Here is a 21591-nt window from a genome sequence, read left to right on the forward strand (position 1 = left end):
GGGGGGGGGGCCCCATCCCCCGCCCCCTAACGCGGGGGGGGGCCCCGGTGGGGCGAACCGGCCCCCCCACCGCCCGCCCCCCACGGAGCGATAACCCGGTATGTCCTTTGTGGACAATCCGGGGGTGGCGCGTTACGGAGCGGTGACGCGGGTTCCGCGTTGTGGGGTCAGGGGAGTGGTGGCGTGTCGTGTGCTGACGAAGGCAGGCATACCGTGGTGACTACCCGAAATGGGGTGACTTCAAACGGTGACGGGCTGTCTTTGGTGTGCCCGGCGCGAACCGGGGATTCCGCGGCGTTGCTGTGAGGGGGCTGTGCGATTCGTAACCGGGTGGTTAACGGCTGGGGCGGATGGGTGGTATGCCGGTTACGGTAGCGATCATGACCGTGCCTTGCTACGAGACTTTGGCTGCCTACAACAGCGCTCACCCCGCCGCGCCGATGTCGGAGGACGCCACCGTGCGGGCGGGGCTGCGCCGCTACACCGCGGCTTCGGCCGGGCTGAAGGACGATCTGTCCGGGGCGGGGAGCGGGTTCACGATCGACTTCCTCCCCGGCGGCGCGCCCGCCGACGGGGAACCGGACCGGACCGGCGCGGTCGTCGCGACGCGCTGGGGCGCCGGGCCGTACCTGGTGCTCGCGACCGGGGTGTCACTGCGGTGGGCGCGCAACCGCATCGTCGGCTCCTGGCCCACCACCCTGGCGCACGCCGCCGGTGCCCTCACCGGCCGCCCGTAGCGGGGTGCCGGGGAACGCGCGGGCCGATCACGGCACCCGCGACGGAGAGCGCGGTCCCGGCCACCAGCAGCCAAGGGCCGGGGCCGAGCTTGCCGAGGTACTCGCCGCCGTCGGTCAGGATGAGCAGGCTGATCACGTGGTAGAGCAGGCAAAGGCCGGCGAGGACGGAGATCACCGCACGGGTCGGCCCGGTCCGGCCCTCCCGGAGGCTCTTCTTCATGAGCCCGCCGCGGCGCTGGACGCTCTTCGCTGAGCGGAGGGAGCCGAGTGACCACAGCGCCGGGGGAACCGCGGCCAGCGCCAGCGCGATGATGACACCCTGGGGAAAGTAGATCTTGATCCACCGGCCGTTGCCGGTGAGGTCGGCCGTGGTGCCCGCGGCGTGCCGGATCGATTCGTTGAGGTCGGCGAAGGTCGCGTCGCCCGCCCACTTGAGCGCGAACAGGCCGATCGCGGCGAGCGCCACGCCGAGCAGCGCCGGGACGGCACCCCAGCCGGGCAGCGTCAGCGGTGTCTCCCCTGGCACGTGCCGGGGTGGATACGGCCTGCCTTGCGGCGGCATTCCCCGTGGTGGCATTCCCTGTGGTGGCACGCCTTGTGGTGGCATGCCGGGCGGCTGCGGGCCCGGTGGCTGCTGCTGCCAGGCGGGCTGTCGTGGATGGTTCGGTCCTGGTCCCCCGTACGTCATGAGAAGAACTTAGGCCCTGTCGCGCGGGACCGCTCGCTCACCCGGGATGTGGTAATGCCCCGAACGTCGCGCAAGGGACGTGCCGGGCGAGTCTACTGTGGACAGACAGGCGGCATGGCACGTCTCCTGGCGTGTCAGGAATCGGCACCGGACAACTGTTGCATCGATCAACAGTTGTCTGCCACCCTGGTAGGGCAGTCGTACAGGACGACTGCCCTACCAGGAGGCGGAGCGGATGACGAACCCGGCGGCCGCTCGTGGCCGGGAAGTGCGGCAGCGGCTGATGCGGGCCGCGGTCGAGCTCGTCCCGGAGCGGGGCTGGCCCGCGGTCAGCACCCGGGTACTGGCGGAACGCGCCGCGGTGACCCCGAGCGTGGTGCACTACCACTTCCCGTCGTTGCGCGCGTTGCTCACCGAAGCCGTCGTGGCGGCGATGCGCGAACTGCTCGACGAGACGACGTCGGCGCTGGCGGCTGTGCGAAATCCGGACGAGCTGCTGGAGGCGATGCTTGCCGCGCTCGAACCCTACGACGGCCGGGATCCGACGTCGGTGCTGTTCATGGAGGCGTACCTGGCGGCCACGCGCGACGAGCAACTGCGGGCCGCGATCGGCGGAGTCGTCGCCGGTTTCCGGGAACAACTGGCCGAGTGGCTGGGCGCGCACGAGATCGCGGCGCCCGCGGAAACCGCCGCGGTACTGGCCGCGGCGATCGACGGCGTGTTGCTGCATCGGGCACTGAACCCCGGCATCACCTCCGCCGCGGTCGCGCCGGTGCTACGCCGCCTCGTCGCTCCCGGCTCCGCCTCGCCCGGAATCGATGGAAGGACATACTCGTGACCAACGTTCGGCCCGGCCCCGTCCTGCGGGCGGTCTTCCGGGCACCGGCCTGGCTCTACGACCGGGGACTCGGCTGGCTGCTGGGGAGCCGGTTCCTGTGCCTGACCCATACCGGGCGCCGGTCCGGCCGCCGGTACCGCACCGTGCTGGAGGTGGTCGGCGCGGATCCGGCGGCCCGCGAGGTCATGGTCATCGCCGGGCTCGGCCCCGGCGCCGACTGGTACCGCAACATCCAGGCGAGCCCGCCGCTCGAGGTCGTCGTCGGCAGGCGACGGTTCACACCGGGCCACCGCGTCCTCGGCGAGGACGAGGCGTTCGCCGTGATGACCGCGTACGAGCGGCGCAACCGGTGGATCCGGCCGGTTCTGCGTCCGCTGCTCGGCAAGCTGGTGGGTCACCCTTACGACGGCGGTGACGCCGCACGGCGCAGCCTGGTCTCGCAGCTGCCGATCGTGGCCTTCCGGCCGCGTCAGGACGGCTGATCAGCCGGTTTCCGTTGTGCCGTCCGGGGAATCCGCGCGCGCGACGGTGCCGGGGCTCGGTGCCGCGGCCACTGTGGACGGTCCGGATTTGCGCAGTGCCCTGGTTTCGTTGAAGGCGACGTTGAGCACGACGGCGACGACGCTGGCGGAGCTGATGCCGGAGTCCATGATGGTGGCGAACCAGCCGGGGAAATGGGACCAGAACCCGGGAACCGCGATCGGGATGATGCCGAAGCCGAGTGCCGAGGCGACGATGACGAGGTTGAGGTTGTTGTCGTAGTCGACCTTGGCGAGGGTGCGGATGCCGCTGGCGGCGACCACGCCGAACAGGACGATCCCCGCGCCGCCGAGCACGGGCTGGGGAATCGCGGCGGCCACGCGGCCGAGTACCGGCAGCAGGCCGAGGACGACGAGGATCAGGCCGCCGGTGGCGACGACGTAGCGGCTCTTGACGCGGGTGAGCGCGACCAGTCCGACGTTCTGCGCGAAGGCGGTGCACGGAAAGCTGCCGAACAACGGGGCGACCGCGGAGGAAAGCATGTCGGCGCGCAGGCCGTCACCGACCCGGCGCGGGCTGACCTCGGTTTCGACGATCTCGCCGAGCGCGACGATGTCGGCGGTCGTCTCGATCATGGTCACCAGGATGACGACGGTCATCGAGACGATCGCGGAAACCGAGAACGCAGGCGCGCCGAAGGGCAGCACCTGCGGCAGGGCGACGACGGGGCCGTGCCCGACACCGGAGAAGTCGGTCTTGCCGAGGGCGAACGCGACGAGAGTGCCCGCCACGATGCCGAGCAGGATCGACAGCCGGGACAGCAGGCCCTGCAGGAGCCTGCTGACGAGCAGGACGATGAGGAAGGTGGCACCGGCGAGCGCGATGTTGCTGACCGACCCGTAGTCGGGGGCGGTGGCGGTGCCGCCCATCGCCCAGCGGAACGACACCGGCAGCAGCGAAACGCCGATCACGGTGATGATCGAACCGGTGACCACCGGCGGGAAGAACCGGATGAGCTGACTGAAGAACGGGCTCAGCACCAGGCCGATGAGGCTGGCAACGATGATCGACCCGAACACCGCGGACAGGCCGCCGCCGCGAGCGGCGATCGCCGTCATCGTGGCGACGCTGGCGAAGGAAATTCCTTGCACGAGCGGAAGTTGCGAGCCGAAGAACGGAACGCCCACCGTCTGCAGGATCGTCGCGGCACCGCTGACGAACAGGGCCGCGGTCACCAGGAGCGCGATCCGCTCCGGCGGCAGGCCGGTGGCGCCGCCGATGATGAGCGGGACCGCGATCACGCCGCCGTACATGGAAAGGATGTGCTGCAGACCGTAGAGGATCTGCCGACGGACGGGTGGCCGCTCGTCCTCCGGCCGGGCCCGGTGTGCCGTCCTGCTCCGGGAATGGGGAATCCGCATGGGGCCTCGATCCTTCCGCGCGGGCGAGCCGGGCCGCGGCCCGCCGGGCTGACGGTCCGACGTGGGCTAGCTGTTTCACTATGCGGAAGGCGCCTTCCGGAATGCAGATGTGACGATAAGCACGAGCGGCGTGACACGTCAACAAGTGGCGCCGGCGCGGGATCTCGGCAGCGTCGGGCGGAGCCGGTCGGCGAAAAGGGAGCGGCGGGCGTTATCGCCGCGTGTGCGTTGCGGTCAGGAGCCGGTGACCGCGGATGCGGTCGCGGTTGCGCTGCCACAGTTCGCGCATCAGGTCCGCGGAGGTCATCGCCTCGGGCGAGAGGGGACGTTCACCGGCGTCGAGCAAGCGCTGCTGCCGGGCCTGATAGCGGATGAGCGGGTGTTCGTCGGCGAGTGCCTCCGCCAGCGTCATCGGCTGCGCCGGCGGGGTCACGGTTTCCCGGCGGTCCTGGGTTCGGCGCTGGTCACGGTCTGTCACGAGCCGAGATTCTCGCGTACGGAGAGTGCACGATCAAATCGTGTCGCACGCATGGGTTAGCCGATCGGTGGTGGTTGGCCCGCTCCCGCCCAGCGAAGGGGTGGGGGAGACCCTGCGAGCAGGAGCGGGGGCTCGGGGCCGGTAGGGCGTCGCCTCGCGGCGGGTGGCGCGACACGGCTCCGCCCGGAGCGGTATTCCGTGAAGGCGAGGGGTGAGGCCCGGGGACTGGTTCCCTACCGGCACTGGGTACAACGTCCGGCGCGCCTCGTTGTTTCCCCGGCGGCGGTTTCCGGCACGTGATGTGCGTCGCTCTCCGTGTCCGGGAGGGGTCCTCGGCCGATCGGGGGACACTGCGGCCGTCACCCGAGTTCCCGGAGGTGTCCATGACGGCACGGAACATCGACGAGGTGGTGGACGGGCTCGCCGCGATCGTGCGCGACGCGTACATGGCGGCCGACCGTGCGGGCTACTTCGCGGCGTTGTACCGGCAAGTGACCGTCGAAGTGCGCACCGCGATCCACAATGGACTGTTCGACGACGGCGCGCGGATGGACCGGTTCGACACGCTGTTCGGCAACCGCTACTTCGACGCCCACGACGCCTGGCTACGTGACCGAGGCGGGCCTCGGTGCTGGCGGACGGCCTTCGAGACGCTGTCCGATCCGGGCACCATCATCGTCCAGCATCTGGTGCTCGGCGTGAACGCGCACATCAACCTCGATCTGGCCATCGCGGCGGCGGACACCTGCCCCGGGGCGGACATTCACACACTCCGCCGCGATTTTCTGCTGATCAACGACATTCTGGCGCGCGTGGTGCTGGCGGTGCAGAAGGCCGTCGACGAGGTCTCGCCGTATCTGTGGCTGCTCGACCGCTTCGGCGGCCGCACCGACGAACGCGTTCTCGACTTCAGTATCCGCAGAGCCCGCCAAGAGGCCTGGCACAACGCCGTCCTCCTGGCCGGCCAGAGCGGCGCGGAGCGGGAAACCACCATCGAACTGCTCGACGTCCGCACCGCCGTGCTCGCTCGTCTCATCGCGCGGCCCGAGAGCCTCCTCCGCGCCGCCGTCGAGCTGATCCGCAGCGCCGAGCGCACCGACGTCCCGTCGGTCATCACCCGCCTCGACCACGCGCTCGATCGCATGACCACCAGCCCTGGGGATGCCCCGGCCCCCGGCTTTGGCCCAAGCTGATCAATGCCGTGACCGGACGACACTGATCAGCCTGCCGGGTCTCCGGAACTCCCCGAGACCCGCTTCACCTGGGGGGAACATCGTGGTCGCACCCACCGATACCTGGGGCGCGCCTCAGGCACAGTTCTGGCTGCGCGGGGAGCGCCCGCCCGCGCCGGTGCTGTGGGAAGAGGACAAGGGCGTCTACCACGTCTACGGGCATCCCGAGGCGGTGGAGGTCCTGCAGGATCCGGGCACGTTCTCCCACGACACCGGCAGGCTCTTCCCCGTCCAGCTGGACGAGCGGATGACCGTCGGGAACATGTTGCAGCTCGATCCGCCCGAGCACACCAGGCTGCGCAGGCTCATCAGCCGCGCGTTCACGCCGAGGATCGTCGCCGACCTGGAGCCGCGCATCGCCGAACTGACCTGCGAACTGCTGGACGAGGCCGGCGACGTGGACCGGATGGAGCTGGTCGACCGGCTCGCCTACCCGCTGCCGGTGATCGTGATCGCCGAATTGCTCGGCGTTCCGGCCTCCGATCGGCCGCAGTTCAAGAAGTGGACCTCGAAGCTGCTGGAGAGCAGCGCCGACGCGCTGGGCGAGGTCGACCAGGACGAGCTGGACGAGCAGTTCGACGACCTCGAGCAGATGCGCGCCTACCTGCGCGAACACGCCGCCGAACGTCGACGCGTCCCGCGCGAGGACCTGCTCACCAAGCTGGCCGAGGCCGAGGTGGACGGCGAACGGCTCAGCGACGACCAGGTGGTCAACTTCGCCAACCTGCTGCTGATCGCCGGGCACATCACCACGACGCTCCTGCTCGGCAACACCGTTCTGGCGCTGGACGCCCACCCTGGGCACGCCGCGCGCGTCCGTGCCGATCGCACGTTGGTGCCCGGCGCGATCGAGGAGTCGCTGCGGCTGATCCCGCCGGTCGCGCGCGCGTTCCGGGCCACCAACCGCGACAGCGTGCTCGCGGGGCAGCCGATCCCGCGCGACCAGCTGGTCGCCGTGTGGCTGGGCGCGGCCAACCGCGACGAACGCGTCTTCCCCGACCCGCACACGTTCGACCCGGAGCGGGATCCCAACCCGCACGTGACGTTCGGGCGGGGCGTGCACTTCTGCATCGGCGCGCCGCTGGCCCGCCTGGAGGGCCGGATCGCGCTGAACATCCTGTTCGATCGCTACCCGGCCCTGCGCCTCGACCCCGAACGCCCCCCGGTCTTCCACCCTTCGCCCGACATCACCGGTGTGCGGGAGCTTCCGGTCGTCCTCCGGTAGCCGTCACCACCGCACCGCTCAGGTCGGGTGGCACAGCACCGGGTTCGCCAGTTCGGCGCAGGGCCGGTTGCCGAACGAGCGGATGACGTCCTTGCCGACCTGGTTGGTCAGGTACCGCAGGAAGCTGGCGGCGAGGGAGTCGGCCTTGGGCTCGCCGTAGGTATAGGCGTATTCGGTCTCCCAGAACGGGTAGGCGGCGTGCACCGCACCGTCCAAAGTGGCCGGATGGCCGTCGATGCGGACCGGCACGAGATCGTCGCGGCCCGTGATGCTGCCGAGTTCGGCGTAGCCGAGGGCGCCGGGCGTAGTGGCGACCGCGTTCAGCAGTTCGGCGGTGGTCGGCCGTTCGCACCGGACGGGGCCGGGCTGCGCGCCGGGGCCCACCTTCAGGCAGTCGTCGGAGTTGGTGCCCGGTTCCCGCTTGCCGTCGAGGAGGCGCGCCTGGAACGCGCGCCGCGTGCCGGAGTCCGGGCTTCGGCTGATCAGGCGGACCGGGAGATCGGCGCCGCCGAGCTCCCGCCAGTTGCCGACACGGCCGTCGTAGAGCTGCCTGATCTGGTCCGCACGGAGATCCTGGATCCCCGTCTGCTTGCCGGCGACGACCGTGAACAGCGAGAAGGCGACGGGGCGGGGGAGCAGCTGGGGATAGCCGTCCTCCTTGGCGCCGTCGGTGAAACTCAGCACGTCCGGCCCGGAGCCCGCTTTCCGGCCCGCCTCGTTCAGCGTGCGCAGGCCCTCGGTACTTCCGTGGAACGCCATCGTGAAGTTCGCGTCCCCGCAGCTGTTCCGGTACTGCCGGGTGGCTTCCTCCAGCACGGGCGCGAAGGCGGTGGAACCGGTGAGGGTGAGCTTCCCCTTGGCGCAGTCGAGCGGCGAGGGGTCGTTGAACAGGTAGACCCCGAACTGGGCGATGATGATCGCCACCAGGAAGACGAGCAGCGCCAGGGTGCGCCGGGAGAGCCCGGTCCCGCTCTCGGTCTTGACCACCCGGCCGCCGAGAAGGGCGTTGCCCTCGAGGTAGGGCTTCATCTCCTCCGGGGTCAGCGGGCCGTTGCCGGGCGCCGGCTCCAGGACGGCGAGGACCTTGTAGTGGTCGTCCCGGTTCAGCCGGGCCTTGGGCAGTTCGATGACGCCGGCCTTCGTGCCGCGCGCGTCGTCGACCGTCCCGCGGTTCAGCCCCGACTTGGTGCCGAAGTTGTTGACCAGTTGCGAGTCGCTGAGTTCGGTCACCACGAATCCGGCGACCGTGCGGCCGGGAAACCTGATCTGGACGCCGTGCGCCACCGCCTCCGGATTCCGGTAGTCGGCTTCCTTGATGGTGGCCGTGCCGTGGTTTTCGATGCGCAGCAGCACGAACGACGGATTGACCAGTGACCGGCCGGTCTCCCGGTGCACCAGCTCCAGCGCGCCGACGTGCTCGGCGGAGATCTCGCCGGTCACGGTGGTGTCCATCTGCACTCGGTACCCGAGGCGTTTGCGCCCGCGCAGGACGAACTCCCACAGGAACGCCACCACCGGAACCATCACGCCGACGATGGAAATCACGGCGCCGAACGGGAAATCTTCCACTGCCACCCCCCTGGAGGGAAGACAATGTACTTCTCGCGCAGGAGGACCGGTCCCGCGCGCGACCGAGCTTCAGCGGATATTCACCGGACCGTCAACTTCTCCCCGAAACCGTTACAGGACAAGGATTCTCGGCGTCCTGTCGCCTGTCCTGGACGAGGGAGAGCGCGGCGGCGAGTTCGGCGGTGCCGTCGAGGAGGGCGCGCGAGCGGGCGGTGATGTTCGCGGCACGGATGGCGAGCGCGGCCGCGAGGTCGTCGGCGCGCTTGCCGCGTCGTAGCTGCGGCATGAGGGTGCGCAGCGCGGTGACGCCGTATCCGGCGCCGCGCAGTTGGTGGACGATCCGGGCGTCGCGGACCTGGGCGGGGGAGTACCGCCGGGTTTCGCGAGGCGTGACCCGGTCCGGTACGACAAGGCCCTCGGCGTCCCAGTGCCGCAGGGTGGACGGGCGGATCGCGAGTGCGGCGGCGAGTTCGGAGACGCTCATCGAATCGGACGGACGCACGTCGTCGATCGGCTCGGCGGAGATCGCCTCGGCCGCTGCTTCGGCGTCCCGGAGTTCCGCTCGTTCCCGGTCGAGTCGTGCGTGGGCGGCGTCGAGCATTGCGAGCGCCTCCGAAACCGGGCGTTCGTGTACGGCTCGCACGATGCGTTTGGCCTCCACCGGACCCACTCCCGCCGCGAGGGCCCGGTAGGCCATCGCCGACCGCAGGTGGATCTCCCGGTAGCCGCGGTAGCCCGACCCGGCCCGCTCGGCGGGTGGCAGCACTCCGGCCTGTTCGAGGTTGCGCACCTGCTGGACGGAGTATCCGGCGGCTCGTGCGACGGCTGCGGTGCGCAGAACCGGCGAGTTGCGAGTTGTCACCCTGAAATCCTTGGCTGTCCGGGTCAAAGTCTCCATAAGCACTTTAATGTGACGCTGGAGCACATGACGACCGAAGAGATCATCCGTTTCGTCGGCGCCCTTGACGGGGTGCTGACCCTCAGCCCGGTACCCGGTGACGGCTCGCCCGAGATCAGCTGGGGCGACACGTTCTTCTACTACGCGCCCGACGGCGTCGTGCCGAAGACCCAGCCCTTCGCCACGATCGTGACCAAGAACTACCCCGGCGACGAGCGGTCGCGGCTGGAGCGACCGGACACCTTCCGCGTCAACATCGCCGCGGGCAAGGACGCCTTCCGGGAATGGACCGGCCATGCCCCGCGTGACACGGGCGACGACATCGATCCGAGCGTCACCGACGTCGTCATCGCCCACCCGGTCTACGGGACCGCCGGCTGGCTCGCGGTGGTGAATCCGGGGCCGCGGACCGGGACCGCGGTTCGTGAGTTGCTGCGCGCGGCGTACGACCTCGCCCGGTCTCGCTACGAGCGTCGTTCTCGGGACGTTTAGCCTGGTCACGGCCATGACCAAAGAATTCCTTGACAAGAATATTCTCTTGAGTGAATACTTTGCGCCATGGACGGGATCGCATCAGCACTGGGAGACGCCGCACGGTGGCGCCTCGTCGAGTTGCTCGCCGAGCGGCCCCGGTCTGTCGGCGAACTGGCCGAGCTGACCGGCCTGCGGCAGCCGCAGACCACGAAGCACCTCCAGACCCTCGCCCGGGTCGGCCTCGTGACGGTCTTCCCGCTCGGGCAACGCCGCGTCTACGCGGTGGAAACCGCGCCGCTGAAGACCCTCGCGCGTCGCCTGCGGGAACTGGTCGAGACCGCTGAGGCGCACGAGGACGAGCGTGACGTCGTCGCGCGCTATCGCGCCGCCATCGAAGCGGAGACCGCGGTCGCGGACCGGGATCGCTGGGCGGACGGGCGCACCTTCTCTTTCGAGCGCGTGCTCGCCTCGCCCCGCGACGTCGTCTGGCGGCATTGGACCGACCCGGATCTGCTGGCCTCCTGGTGGGTGCCGCCGTCGATGACCGTCACCGACTGCGTGCTCGAGCCCCGGGCGGGCGGCCGCGTCGTGCTGGAGTACGGCGATGCCGAGGGGCATCGCTACCCCTCCGAGGGAACCGTCCACACCGCGAAGGAGCCGCGGCATCTCGTGTTCGATCTTTCGGTGCTCGACGCGGCGGGGGCGATCGCGTTCACCGGCCACTACGACCTGGCGCTCACCGCCGCCGACGGCGGTACCCGGCTGCGGCTCGGCCTGCGCATCACGGCCACGACCGTGGAGGCCGTCTCCGCCATCGCGGGGATCGAAACCGGCTGGGGTCAGGTACTCGACAAGCTCGCCGACGCCGTCGGCGCATTTCCGCACACCATCCGAGCAGCACAGGAAAAAGAAAAGGAAGCACGATCATGACGAACCCGAACACCCGCAAGGTGACCGCGAACCTCAGCCTGACCCTGGACGGACGCTACAACGGCCCCGGCGGGCCCGGCGATCTCAGCGCGATCATCCCGTACGTGACCACCGACGTCGCCCGTGACCACATGACCCGCATGCGCGAAAACGCCACGACGGCGTTGCTCGGCAGAGTCAACGCCGAGGGATTCCTGGGATTCTGGCCGTCGGTCGCCGCGGACGAGAACGCCGACCCGCGTGACCGCGGGTACGCGAAGTGGCTGGTGGACACGGAAAAGGTGGTCCTGTCGACGACCTTGACCGAAGCGCCGTGGGAGCGCGCCCGGATCGTGAACGCCCCCGTCGCCGACGTCGTCGCGGACCTCAAGGCCACCGGCACGGGCGACATCCTGGTCAACAGCAGCACGAGCGTCATCAAGGCACTGCTCGCGGAGGATCTGCTCGACCGGCTGTACCTCCTGATCTGCCCGGAGATCGCCGGAGGCGGGGATCGGCTGTTCGAGGACGGCCTGCCGGGTACGAAGTGGACACTCGCCCACCACGAGACCGGCAAACTCGGTGAGACCGCCGTGGTCTACGACCGCGCGCGCTGACGACCGGCCGGTGTCCTCTGTGGACACCGGCAGGGCGCACCGGCACCCCGGGACGTCAGCCCGCCACGATGGTGTGCTCGCCGCGGGGCAGGAGTTCGCCGATCACCGGGTGGCCGGGCAGTTCGCCGGCGACCAGCAGCCCGCCGGAGGTCTGGGCGTCGGCCAGCAGCAGCGCTTCGTCCTCGGTGATCCGGCCGAGGTCGGCGTGCGGGCGGACCCAGTCGAGGTTGCGGCGGGTGCCACCGCTGACGTAGCCGTCGCGCAGCGCTTCACGGGCGCTGTCGAGGTAGGGGACGGCGGCGGGGTCGATCCGGGCGGTGACCCCGCTCGCGCGGGCGAGTTTGTGCAGATGCCCCAGCAGGCCGAACCCGGTGACATCGGTGGCGCAGGTGACTCCGGCGGCCAGCGCGGCGCGGGACGCCTCGGCGTTCAGCGTGGTCATCGTGTCGATCGCCGTCGGGAAACGTTCGCCGGTGGTCTTGTGCCGTGAGTTGAGCACGCCGATGCCGAGCGGTTTCGTGAGTGTCAGCGGAGTTCCGGGGCGGCCGGCGTCGTTGCGCAGGAGCCGGGCGGGATCGGCGACGCCGGTGACGGCGAGACCGTACTTGGGCTCCGGGTCGTCGACGCTGTGCCCGCCCGCGAGATGACACCCGGCCTTGGCACAGACGTCGAGACCGCCGCGCAGGACCTCGGCCGCCAGTTCGAACGGCAATACCTCGCGCGGCCAGCCGAGCAGGTTGACCGCGACCACCGGTGTCCCGCCCATCGCGTAGACGTCGGAGAGCGCGTTGGCCGCGGCTATGCGGCCCCAGTCGTAGGCGTCGTCGACGACCGGGGTGAAGAAGTCGGTGGTGGCGATCAGCGCGGTGTCGCCGGAGATCCGGACGGCGGCCGCGTCGTCGCCGTCGTCGAGGCCGACGAGCAGTTCCCCGGCCGGATCCGCGGGGGTCGCCCCGGTGAGGCCGCGGACGACGTCTTCGAGTTCGCCCGGTGGGATCTTGCACGCACAGCCCCCGCCGTGCGCGTACTGGGTCAGGCGGGTCATGCGTCCCATGGTGCTCGCGATGCGGCGAGGGCGCGACCTTGGCAGGATGGCGGCATGGCCCAGGGAGGCGTACCCGGTCTGGTGGCCGGCGCGGTCTTCAAAACCGTTGAGCGGCAGGCGCTGCCGCTGGCGGGTTCGATTCCCGTCCGCCTCCGCCACGGGCACCGGCGATGAGCGACCCGCGCCGCGCCATCCCGCGGACCGACGCCGTGCTGGCCGAACCCCGGATCGCGAAGGCCGTCGAGAGTCTGGGCCGGGACTGGGTGAAATCCGCCGTCGTCGCGGCGCAGCAACGTGCCCGCGCGGGCGAGATCGGCCCGGCGGAAGTCGTCGACGACGTCCTGAAACACTTGCCTGCCAACGGTTCCTCGCTGCGGCCGGTGCTCAACGCGACCGGCGTCGTGGTGCACACCAACCTCGGCAGGGCGCCGCTGTCGACGGCCGCGCTCGACGCCGTCGCGGCCGCGGGCGGGGCGACTGACGTCGAATTCGACCTGGAGAGCGGCGACCGGGCACGACGCGGACGGGGCGCGCTCGCCGCGCTCGCGGAGGCGGTCCCCGGCGCGGGCGGCGTGCACGTGGTGAACAACAACGCCGCCGCGCTGCTGCTGTGCGCGCTCGCGCTGGCGCCGGGCTGCGAGATCGTCGTCAGCCGGGGTGAGCTGGTCGAGATCGGCGACGGCTTCCGCATCCCGGATCTGCTGACCTCGGCCGGGGCGCGGCTGCGCGAGGTCGGCACGACCAACCGCACCACCGTCGCCGACTACGCGGCCGCGCTCGGCCCGGACACGGGATTCGTGCTCAAGGTGCATCCGTCGAACTACCGGATCACCGGGTTCACCGCCGAAGCGACGGTGGCCGACCTGGCCGGGCTCGGCGCGCCGCTCGTCGTCGATATCGGCTCCGGGTTGCTCACCCCGCACCCGCTGCTGCCCGAGGAGCCGGACGCGGCGAGTGTGCTGCGGGCGGGTGCGGACCTGGTCACCGCCAGCGGCGACAAACTGCTCGGTGGTCCGCAGGCCGGACTGCTGCTCGGCGACGCGGCCCTGGTCGAACGGCTCCGGCGGTACCCGGCGGCGCGCGCGATGCGTGTCGACAAGCTGACGTTCGCCGCGTTGGAGGCGACACTGCGCGGCCCGCTCCCACCGGTCCGCGCGGCGTTGGAGGCCGACGTTTCTCAGCTGCGGCAACGCGCCGAAGCGCTCTGCGCGGCGTTGCGGGCCGACGGAGTGGACGCCGAGGCCGTCGAATCGGTGTCGGCGGTCGGTGGCGGGGGAGCGCCCGGTGTCGAACTGCCGAGCGCCGCGGTCGCCCTGCCTGCCCGGTACGCGACCGCGTTGCGGCTCGGCGAGCCCGCGGTGATCGGGCGCGTCGCCCGGGACCGGTGCCTGCTCGACCTGCGGACCGTGCCACCGGACCACGACGCGCGGCTGGCGGAGGCCGTGCGCCGATGCGGGTGATCGCCACCGCCGGGCACGTCGATCACGGCAAGTCGACACTGGTCCGGCGGCTCACCGGGATGGAACCCGATCGCTGGGCCGAGGAACGCCGCCGCGGCCTCACCATCGACCTCGGCTTCGCGTGGACCACGATCGGCGGCGAGGAGATCGCGTTCGTCGACGTGCCGGGCCACGAACGCTTTGTGCCGAACATGCTGGCCGGGGCGGGATCGGCGCCCGCGGTGCTGTTCGTGGTCGCCGCCGACGAGGGCTGGATGCCGCAGTCGGCCGAGCATCTCGCCGCGCTCGACGCCTTCGGGGCCGAGCGTGGGCTGCTGGTGGTGACCAAGGCCGACCGCGCCGACCCGGCGTCCGCGACGGCCGCCGCGTCGCGCGAGATCGCCGCCACCTCGCTCGGCCGGGTGCCCGCCGTCGCGGTCAGCGGTGTCACGGGGGAGGGCTTCGACCGGCTCCGGATGGCGATCGGCGAGCTGGCCGCGTCCCTGCCGGAGCCGGACACCGAGGCCGACGTCCGGCTCTGGATCGACCGCGCGTTCACCGTCAAGGGCGCGGGCACCGTGGCCACCGGCACGCTCACCGCGGGCGTCCTCGCCGTCGGTGACGAGCTGATGCTCGGCGAGGATCGGGTCCGCGTTCGCGGTTTGCAGGCGCTCGGAACGAGCCGGGAGCGAGTCGAGGCGGCCGCGCGGGTCGCGGTGAACCTGCGCGGGGCACCCCGGGCCGGAATCCGTCGCGGCGACACTCTGCGCACCCCGGACGCCTGGGTGACCACCGCCGAAGCGGACGTCCGGCTGCGCGGCGCGAAGTCCGCGGAGCTGCACCGGGAACTGGTGCTGCATCTGGGAACCGCGGCGGTCCCGGTGCGTATCCGTCCACTTGGGACAGACGTCGCCCGGCTCTTCCTGCGGACCCCGCTCCCGCTGCGCGCCGGTGATCGCGGGCTCCTGCGTGATCCCGGCGAGCATCGCGTCCCGGCCGGATTCGACGTCCTGGACGTCCGGCCGCCCCCGTTGACGCGCCGGGGTGCCGCCCGCGCCAGGGCGGCCGAACTCGCCGAACCGGACCTCGGCGCGGCCCGGCTGCGGCGGGACGGTTTCGCGCGGGCGGCCGAGTTCCGCGCGATGGGGCTGGCCGAGACCGGGGAACGCATCGGCGGCTGGCTCGCCGACCCGGCCGGGTTCGCCCGCTTGCGTGCCGAGGCCCCGGACGTCGTCGCTGCCTGGGCCGCCGAACACCCGGTGGCGGTGGGAATGCCGGTCGAGACACTGCGGCAGCACCTCGGCCTGCCCGCGTCCGAACTGCTGACGCCGCTCCTGGCAGGCACCGACCTCGACGTCGCCGACGGCGTCGTCCGGCATCGTGGTGCGGGACTGGACCCGCGGGTGGCGGCGGCGCTGGCGGTCCTCGACCGGCGTTTCGCCGAGGAGCCCTTCCGCGCTCCGGAAGCGGATGAACTACGCGAACTCGGCCTCGGCAAACGAGAACTGGCGGCCGCGGTCCGGCTCGGCAGGCTGACGGCGATCGCGGACGGCGTCGTCCTCGGCGCCGGCGCCGAGGAGCGCGCGGCCGCCGCGCTCGCCCGGATCGAACAGCCCTTTACCGTCTCCGCCGCACGCCGGGCCCTCGGCACCACCCGGCGGGTGATGGTTCCGCTGCTCGAAAAGCTGGACGCGGCGGGCACCACGGTTCCGCTGGCCGACGGGACGCGGAGGACCGCCGGTTAGAGCTGGTTGGAACTGCGAAACCGGGGTATCGCTACTAGCGTGCGAGGTATGGGAGTCCGTCAGTGGATCGAAGGCTGGCCGGTCTACCGGCAGCTGAGCGGTCCCGACCGGACCGCGCGGGCCGCCGCGGCGAAGTCCCGCGGCTCCGAAACCTGGCACGCGCGCACCGAGGACGCCGACGAGGTGGTCAAATCGGTCTGCCCGTACTGCGCGGTCGGCTGCGGGCAGAACGTCTACGTGAAGGACGGGCGCGTCACCCAGATCGAGGGTGACCCCGATTCGCCGATCTCGCGCGGCCGCCTGTGCCCGAAGGGCTCGGCCAGCAAACAGCTCGTGACCAGCCCGAGCCGTGTCACCGAAGTCCTCTACCGCCGCCCGTACGGCACCGAGTGGGAACGGCTGCCGCTGGACGAGGCGATGGAGATGATCGCCGACCGTGTCCTGAAGACGCGCCGCGAGACCTGGGAGGAGGCCGGCGAAAAGGGTGTCCCGCTCAAGCGGACGCTCGGCATCGCGAGCCTCGGCGGCGCGACCCTGGACAACGAAGAGAACTACCTGATGAAGAAGCTGTACACCGCGCTCGGCGCGATACAGATCGAAAATCAGGCCCGTATTTGACACTCCGCCACGGTTCCCGGTCTGGGGACCTCCTTCGGTCGTGGGGGCGCCACGACGTTCCAGCAGGACCTCGCCAACGCCGACTGCATCGTCATCCAGGGTTCGAACATGGCCGAATGTCACCCGGTCGGGTTCCAGTGGGTGATGGAGGCGAAGGCACGCGGCGCGAAGATCATTCACGTCGATCCGCGGTTCACCCGGACGAGCGCGGTTTCGCACGTCCACGCGGCGCTGCGGGCCGGTTCGGACATCGCGTTCCTCGGTGGCCTGATCAAGTACGTCCTCGATCACGAACTCGACTTCCGGGAGTACGTGCTCGCCTACACCAACGCGGCCGCGATCGTCCGTGAGGACTTCCGCGACACCGAAGACCTCGACGGCGTCTTCTCCGGTTACGACCCGGACCGCCACCAGTACGACGTCGCCAGCTGGGGCTACGAGGGCGCCGAAGCCCTTCCCGCCGCCGGGACCGGCGAGGCCGAACTGCCGGGCGAAAACCAGCACAGCGGCGAAGGGCACCAGAGCGCGGCACGTGCCGAGTCCTACGGGAGCGGTGGCGCGGGGATCGGCTCGAAACCGAAGACCGACGAAACACTCCAGCACCCGCGGTGCGTCTACCAGATCCTGAAGCGGCATTTCTCCCGGTACACGCCCGAGGCCGTCGCGGACATCTGCGGCATTCCGGTGGAGCAGTTCCGGGAGATCGCCGAGGCGGTCACAGCGAATTCCGGCCGCGAACGGACGACGGCATGGGTGTATTCGGTCGGGTGGACGCATCACACCGTCGGCGCGCAATACATCCGGACGGCGTCGATCCTCCAGTCGCTGCTGGGCAACATCGGCCGCCCCGGCGGCGGGATCCTCGCGCTGCGCGGGCACGCGAGCATCCAGGGGTCGACCGACATCCCGACCCTGTTCAACATCCTGCCCGGCTACATCCCGATGCCGCACGCACACCAGCACTTCGGGCTCGACGAGTTCGTCGCCGCCGACGCCGGTTCGACCGGGTTCTGGGGCAACATGCGCTCCTACGTCGTGAGCCTGCTCAAGGCGTACTGGGGTGAAAACGCCCAGCCGCACAACGACTTCCGGTTCGATCACCTGCCCCGGCTGACCGGGGACCACGGCACCTACGCCACGGTGAAGAACCAGCTCGACGGCGTCTGCAAGGGCTACTTCCTGGTCGGGGAGAACCCCGCCGTCGGCTCGGCCAATGGGAAGCTGCAACGGCTCGGGCTGGCCAGTCTCGACTGGCTGGTCGTCCGCGACCTGCAGCTGATCGAAAGCGCGACGTTCTGGAAGGACGGGCCGGAGATCGAGACCGGCGAGCTGGCGAGTGCCGAGATCGGCACCGAGGTGTTCTTCCTGCCCGCCGCCGCGCACACCGAGAAGGACGGCAGCTTCACCAACACCCAGCGGCTCCTGCAGTGGCACCACAAGGCCGTCGAGCCGCCCGGCGACGCGCGCAGCGATCTGTGGTTCTACTACCACCTCGGGCGGATCATCCGGGAGAAGCTGTCCGGCGACGATCCGCACGTCCTCCCGCTGCGCGAGCTGACGTGGAGTTACCCGACCGAGGGCGCCGCCGAGGAGCCGTCGGCCGAATCGGTGCTGGCCGAGATCAACGGCCACGGCCCCGAAGGACCGCTCTCGTCCTACACCCAGCTGACGGACGACGGTTCGACGTCGTGTGGTTGCTGGATCTACTGCGGTGTCCGCGCGGACGGCCACAACCACGCCGCCGACCGGAAACCCGGCTCCGAACAGGACTGGGTCGCCGCCGGCTGGGCGTGGGCCTGGCCGGCGAACCGGCGCATCCTCTACAACCGCGCCTCCGCCGACCCGGACGGGAAACCGTGGAGCGAACGCAAGAAACTCATCAGCTGGGACGAGCAAGAGGGCAAGTGGACCGGCCCCGACGTCCCGGATTTCGAAGCGACGAAACGGCCGGACTACGAACCCCCGCCGGGCGCGAAGGCGCAGGACGCGCTCGGCGGCGCCGATCCGTTCATCATGCAGACCGACGGGAAGGCCTGGCTGTACGTCCCGGCCGGGCTGGCGGACGGTCCGCTGCCGACGCACTACGAGCCGTTCGAGTCCCCTGTGGACAATCCGCTGTACGCCCAGCAGGAAAACCCGGCCCGGCAGACCCTCGAAGTGCGGGCCAATCCGTACAATCCGGCACGCAGCGCGGTGTACCCGTACGTGTTCACCACCTACCGGCTGACCGAGCATCACACTGCGGGCGGGATGAGCCGCACCCTGCCGTACCTGTCGGAACTCCAGCCGGAGTTCTTCTGCGAGGTCTCCCCGGAGCTGGCCGCCGAACGCGGGCTCGAACACCTCGGCTGGGTGACCATCGTCTCGGCGCGCACCGCGATCGAGGCCAGGGTGCTCGTCACCGCGCGGATCAAACCGCTGAAGGTACGCGGCCGCACGATTCACCAGGTCGGGCTGCCGTATCACTGGGGTCCCAACGGCCTGTCCCGCGGCGACGCCGCCAACGACCTGCTGTCGGTCGTGCTGGACCCGAACGTGCACATCCAGGAGGCCAAGGCGGCCACCTGCGACATCGTCGCGGGGCGGCGGCCGCGGGGCGCGGATCTGCCCGCGCTGGTCGAGGAATACCGCAGGAGGGCGGATGGCTGAGTACGGCACGCAGGCCCGGATGGGGTTCTTCACCGACACCTCGGTGTGCATCGGCTGCAAGGCCTGCGAAGTCGCGTGCAAGGAATGGAACGCGGTCCCCGACGACGGTCTCGACCTGCTCGGCATGTCCTACGACAACACCGGCGCGCTCGGCGCGGACACCTGGCGGCACGTCGCGTTCGTCGAGCAGCCTGTTCGTCCCGCCGTCGATCTCGGTATGCCGGCCGTCGGCGCGCCCGCGCAGGACGGCGCCGGAGAGGACGCGGGCGTGCGCTGGCTGATGTCCAGCGACGTCTGCAAGCACTGCACGCACGCCGGATGCCTCGACGTCTGCCCGACCGGCGCGTTGTTCCGCACCGAATTCGGCACCGTGGTCGTGCAGCAGGACATCTGCAACGGCTGCGGCTACTGCGTCCCGGCCTGTCCGTACGGGGTGATCGAAAAGCGCGAGACGGACGGGCGGGCGTTCAAGTGCACGCTGTGCTACGACCGTCTCGGCGCCGGGCTCGAACCCGCCTGCGCCAAGGCCTGCCCGACCGACTCCATCCAGTTCGGGGAACTGGACGAGTTGCGGGAACGCGCGGACGCGCGGGTCCGCGAACTGCACGCGGAAGGAGCGCCGGAAGCACGGCTGTACGGCCGCGATCCGGACGACGGAGTCGGCGGTGACGGCGCGTTCTTCCTGCTGCTGGACGAACCCGAGGTGTACGGCCTGCCGCCGGATCCGGTGGTGCCGACCCGGCACCTGGCGGGGATGTGGAAGCGCGCGGCCGTCGCGGCGGCCGGTGTCGCCGGGGCACTGGCGGTGTCGTTTCTGGGGCGGCGGCGATGAGCCCGCGTGCCGAACGGTCCATGGTGGACAGTGCCGAGTTCACGTCCTACTACGGACGGCCCATTCTGAAGGAACCCGCCTGGAAACAGCCGGATGTGCCGCTGTACCTGTTCCTCGGCGGGACGGCGGGTTCGTCGGCGTCGATCGCGGTGCTGGCCGAGCTGACCGGACGTCCCCGGCTGGCGAAGGTGGCGAAGCTGGCCGCGGCGGGCGGTGCGACGGCCAGTGTCGTCGCGCTCATCCACGATCTGGGTAAGCCTGCGCGTTTTCTGCACATGCTGCGGGTGCTCAAGCCGACGTCGCCGCTGTCGGCCGGCTCGTGGATCCTCGCGCCGTTCTCCGGGCTCGCGGCGATTTCGGCGGGCTCGGCGGTGACCGGGGTCCTCCCGCGCATCGGACGGCTCGCCGGGGCGGCCGCGGGCCTGCTCGGCCCGGCGATGTGCACGTACACCGCGGTGCTGCTGGCCGACACCGCGACGCCGTCGTGGCACGAAGCGCGGCGCGAACTGCCGATCCTGTTCGCGGGCAGTGCTCTCACCAGCGGCGCGGGGGTGGCGCTGGTGGCCGTTCCGTCACGCGAGACCGGTCCCGTGGTGCGGGCGGCGCTGGCAGGCGCGGCGGCCGAACTGGCGGCGGCGCACCGGATGGAGACCGGGCTCGGCGTCGTCTCGGAGCCGTACCGCACCGGCCGGGCGGGGAAACTGCTCAAGGCCGCGCGTGGCCTGACCGTGGCCGCTGCCGGGCTGTCGCTGGCGGCGCGCCGGAGCCGGTTCGCCGCCATGGCCAGTGGTGCGGCCTATCTCGCGGCGGGCCTGTGCACTCGTTTCGGCGTGTACCAGGCGGGTGTCGAGTCGGCCAAGGACCCGAAGTACGTGGTGGTGCCCCAGCGCGCCCGGCTGTCCTCAGAGGACGGACGTGACGGTCACGGCGGCGGATAGGGGTGCTCCCGCAGCAGCCGGGCGAGGTGGACGGCGTTGCGGGCAGCGGTGGAGTTGGTGGAGATGACGGCGTCCGGGGTTTCGTCGAGGTCCTGGTAGTCACCGGGCTTCATGGCCTCGCCGTTCCAGTAGCTGGCACCCTGCGCCGGGATGGTGAACCCGATGTCGCCGAGTCCCTGGAACAGATCGGCGATGATCTTGTGCGCGCCGTCCTCGTTCCCCACGGTGGCGACGAGCGCGACCTTCCCGAACATCGCGGGCCTGCCCTCGGCGTCGGTCTCCGACAGCTCGGCGTCGAGGCGCTCCAGCACCCGCTGGGCGACGCTGGAGGCGTGCCCGAGCCAGGTTGGCGTGGACAGCACCAGAATGTCGGCGGCGGCGATCTGGCGGCGCAGCTCGGGCCACGCGTCGCCCTCGCCCATGTCGGCCTCCACCCCGGGCCGGACGTTGTGGTCGACCACGCGGATGGCCTCTCCCGGCGCGCCGTGTTCCGCGAGCCGGTCCAGCAGCTGCTGGGCGATGAGCTGGCTGCTGGACGGCGCCGGCGAGGGCTTGAGGGTGCAGACCAGGGCGAGTGCGCGCAGCGGTGTCGTCATGCCCTCGGTGATTGCCGTTTCGCCGAAGGTCAAACCTCGGCGAACTCATGTACCCGGAGAGTCGGCTCGCGTACCTGGAGGGTCGGTTGGTGAGCCGACTGGCTGGGTACGTCAGCCGACTGTCCGGGTACGCGAGTTGGCGTTTCGACCCGCGCTCACCCGG

20 protein-coding genes and 1 tRNA gene are annotated in these 21591 nt (G+C 70.8%); 14 read left to right on the forward strand and 7 right to left on the reverse strand.

From position 1 onward, the window contains the following. The first annotated feature begins 380 nt into the window (after window positions 1-380). Window positions 381-737 (forward strand): hypothetical protein, encoded by a 357-nt coding sequence (locus ACFWX1_RS25755; protein ID WP_378391415.1) that lies wholly within the window; start codon window positions 381-383, stop codon window positions 735-737. Here ACFWX1_RS25755 and ACFWX1_RS25760 read toward each other — a convergent pair. Then, window positions 721-1425, reverse strand: coding sequence for a hypothetical protein (locus ACFWX1_RS25760; protein WP_378391417.1), 705 nt, complete (start codon window positions 1423-1425; stop codon window positions 721-723). The genes ACFWX1_RS25755 and ACFWX1_RS25760 overlap by 17 nt on opposite strands. A gap of 235 nt (window positions 1426-1660) precedes the next feature. On the opposite strand from ACFWX1_RS25760, the gene ACFWX1_RS25765 reads away from it, so the two are divergent. Both ACFWX1_RS25765 and ACFWX1_RS25770 read left to right on the forward strand, forming a co-directional pair. After that, entirely contained in the window at window positions 1661-2263 is a 603-nt protein-coding gene (locus tag ACFWX1_RS25765) for a TetR/AcrR family transcriptional regulator (RefSeq protein WP_378391419.1), read from the forward strand. Further along, on the forward strand, window positions 2260-2745 hold the full coding sequence (locus ACFWX1_RS25770) for a nitroreductase family deazaflavin-dependent oxidoreductase (protein WP_378391421.1): 486 nt from the start codon (window positions 2260-2262) through the stop codon (window positions 2743-2745). Before ACFWX1_RS25765 ends, ACFWX1_RS25770 begins: the two co-directional genes overlap by 4 nt. Here the strand turns inward: ACFWX1_RS25770 and ACFWX1_RS25775 are convergent, their stop codons facing one another. Both ACFWX1_RS25775 and ACFWX1_RS25780 read right to left on the reverse strand, forming a co-directional pair. Further along, entirely contained in the window at window positions 2746-4164 is a 1419-nt protein-coding gene (locus tag ACFWX1_RS25775; protein WP_378391423.1) for a nucleobase:cation symporter-2 family protein, read from the reverse strand. A gap of 211 nt (window positions 4165-4375) precedes the next feature. Next, entirely contained in the window at window positions 4376-4642 is a 267-nt protein-coding gene (locus tag ACFWX1_RS25780) for a hypothetical protein (RefSeq protein WP_378391425.1), read from the reverse strand. A gap of 383 nt (window positions 4643-5025) precedes the next feature. On the opposite strand from ACFWX1_RS25780, the gene ACFWX1_RS25785 reads away from it, so the two are divergent. Both ACFWX1_RS25785 and ACFWX1_RS25790 read left to right on the forward strand, forming a co-directional pair. Next, window positions 5026-5835: a DUF5995 family protein gene (locus ACFWX1_RS25785; protein WP_378391427.1), complete on the forward strand. Its 810-nt coding sequence runs from the start codon at window positions 5026-5028 to the stop codon at window positions 5833-5835. An 82-nt stretch (window positions 5836-5917) separates the two neighbouring features. Beyond that, window positions 5918-7099: a cytochrome P450 gene (locus ACFWX1_RS25790; protein WP_378391429.1), complete on the forward strand. Its 1182-nt coding sequence runs from the start codon at window positions 5918-5920 to the stop codon at window positions 7097-7099. An 18-nt stretch (window positions 7100-7117) separates the two neighbouring features. On the opposite strand, the gene ACFWX1_RS25795 is transcribed toward ACFWX1_RS25790, so the two are convergent. Both ACFWX1_RS25795 and ACFWX1_RS25800 read right to left on the reverse strand, forming a co-directional pair. Then, window positions 7118-8674 (reverse strand): substrate-binding domain-containing protein, encoded by a 1557-nt coding sequence (locus tag ACFWX1_RS25795; RefSeq protein WP_378391431.1) that lies wholly within the window; start codon window positions 8672-8674, stop codon window positions 7118-7120. Between the two features lie 85 nt (window positions 8675-8759). Beyond that, a complete protein-coding gene (locus tag ACFWX1_RS25800) occupies window positions 8760-9530 on the reverse strand; it encodes a MerR family transcriptional regulator (RefSeq protein ID WP_378391433.1) in 771 nt (256 codons plus the stop codon). Between the two features lie 63 nt (window positions 9531-9593). Here ACFWX1_RS25800 and ACFWX1_RS25805 point away from each other — a divergent pair, with 63 nt between their 5' ends. The 3 genes from ACFWX1_RS25805 to ACFWX1_RS25815 all read left to right on the forward strand — a co-directional run bounded on the left by ACFWX1_RS25805 (window position 9594) and on the right by ACFWX1_RS25815 (window position 11566). Then, entirely contained in the window at window positions 9594-10058 is a 465-nt protein-coding gene (locus ACFWX1_RS25805) for a DUF6194 family protein (protein ID WP_378391435.1), read from the forward strand. Between the two features lie 66 nt (window positions 10059-10124). Then, on the forward strand, window positions 10125-10970 hold the full coding sequence (locus ACFWX1_RS25810; protein WP_378391437.1) for a metalloregulator ArsR/SmtB family transcription factor: 846 nt from the start codon (window positions 10125-10127) through the stop codon (window positions 10968-10970). Then, window positions 10967-11566, forward strand: coding sequence for a dihydrofolate reductase family protein (locus tag ACFWX1_RS25815; RefSeq protein ID WP_378391439.1), 600 nt, complete (start codon window positions 10967-10969; stop codon window positions 11564-11566). Before ACFWX1_RS25810 ends, ACFWX1_RS25815 begins: the two co-directional genes overlap by 4 nt. Window positions 11567-11621: 55 nt before the next feature. Here the strand turns inward: ACFWX1_RS25815 and selD are convergent, their stop codons facing one another. After that, window positions 11622-12620 (reverse strand): selenide, water dikinase SelD, encoded by a 999-nt coding sequence (gene selD, locus ACFWX1_RS25820; protein WP_378391441.1) that lies wholly within the window; start codon window positions 12618-12620, stop codon window positions 11622-11624. A gap of 54 nt (window positions 12621-12674) precedes the next feature. On the opposite strand from selD, the gene ACFWX1_RS25825 reads away from it, so the two are divergent. The 6 genes from ACFWX1_RS25825 (at window position 12675) to nrfD (ending at window position 20832) form a co-directional block, all read left to right on the forward strand. After that, window positions 12675-12769, forward strand: a tRNA-Sec gene (locus tag ACFWX1_RS25825). A 12-nt stretch (window positions 12770-12781) separates the two neighbouring features. Next, on the forward strand, window positions 12782-14071 hold the full coding sequence (selA, locus tag ACFWX1_RS25830; protein ID WP_378391443.1) for an L-seryl-tRNA(Sec) selenium transferase: 1290 nt from the start codon (window positions 12782-12784) through the stop codon (window positions 14069-14071). Next, complete coding sequence (selB, locus tag ACFWX1_RS25835; protein WP_378391445.1) at window positions 14062-15795, forward strand: selenocysteine-specific translation elongation factor; 1734 nt, start codon at window positions 14062-14064, stop codon at window positions 15793-15795. The genes selA and selB overlap by 10 nt, the downstream gene beginning before the upstream one ends. A 48-nt stretch (window positions 15796-15843) precedes the next feature. Next, window positions 15844-19062, forward strand: a complete 3219-nt coding sequence (gene fdh / locus ACFWX1_RS25840; RefSeq protein WP_378391447.1) for a formate dehydrogenase — start codon at window positions 15844-15846, stop codon at window positions 19060-19062. Continuing rightward, window positions 19055-19894 (forward strand): 4Fe-4S dicluster domain-containing protein, encoded by an 840-nt coding sequence (locus tag ACFWX1_RS25845; RefSeq protein WP_378391449.1) that lies wholly within the window; start codon window positions 19055-19057, stop codon window positions 19892-19894. The genes fdh and ACFWX1_RS25845 overlap by 8 nt, the downstream gene beginning before the upstream one ends. Further along, window positions 19891-20832 (forward strand): NrfD/PsrC family molybdoenzyme membrane anchor subunit, encoded by a 942-nt coding sequence (nrfD, locus tag ACFWX1_RS25850; RefSeq protein ID WP_378391450.1) that lies wholly within the window; start codon window positions 19891-19893, stop codon window positions 20830-20832. The genes ACFWX1_RS25845 and nrfD overlap by 4 nt, the downstream gene beginning before the upstream one ends. On the opposite strand, the gene ACFWX1_RS25855 is transcribed toward nrfD, so the two are convergent. Then, window positions 20817-21428 (reverse strand): flavodoxin family protein, encoded by a 612-nt coding sequence (locus ACFWX1_RS25855; protein WP_378391452.1) that lies wholly within the window; start codon window positions 21426-21428, stop codon window positions 20817-20819. The two genes, nrfD and ACFWX1_RS25855, sit on opposite strands and share 16 nt — an antisense overlap. Window positions 21429-21591 lie beyond the last annotated feature (163 nt).

The organism is Amycolatopsis sp. NPDC059021 (assembly GCF_042739895.1).
GTDB lineage: Bacteria > Actinomycetota > Actinomycetes > Mycobacteriales > Pseudonocardiaceae > Amycolatopsis.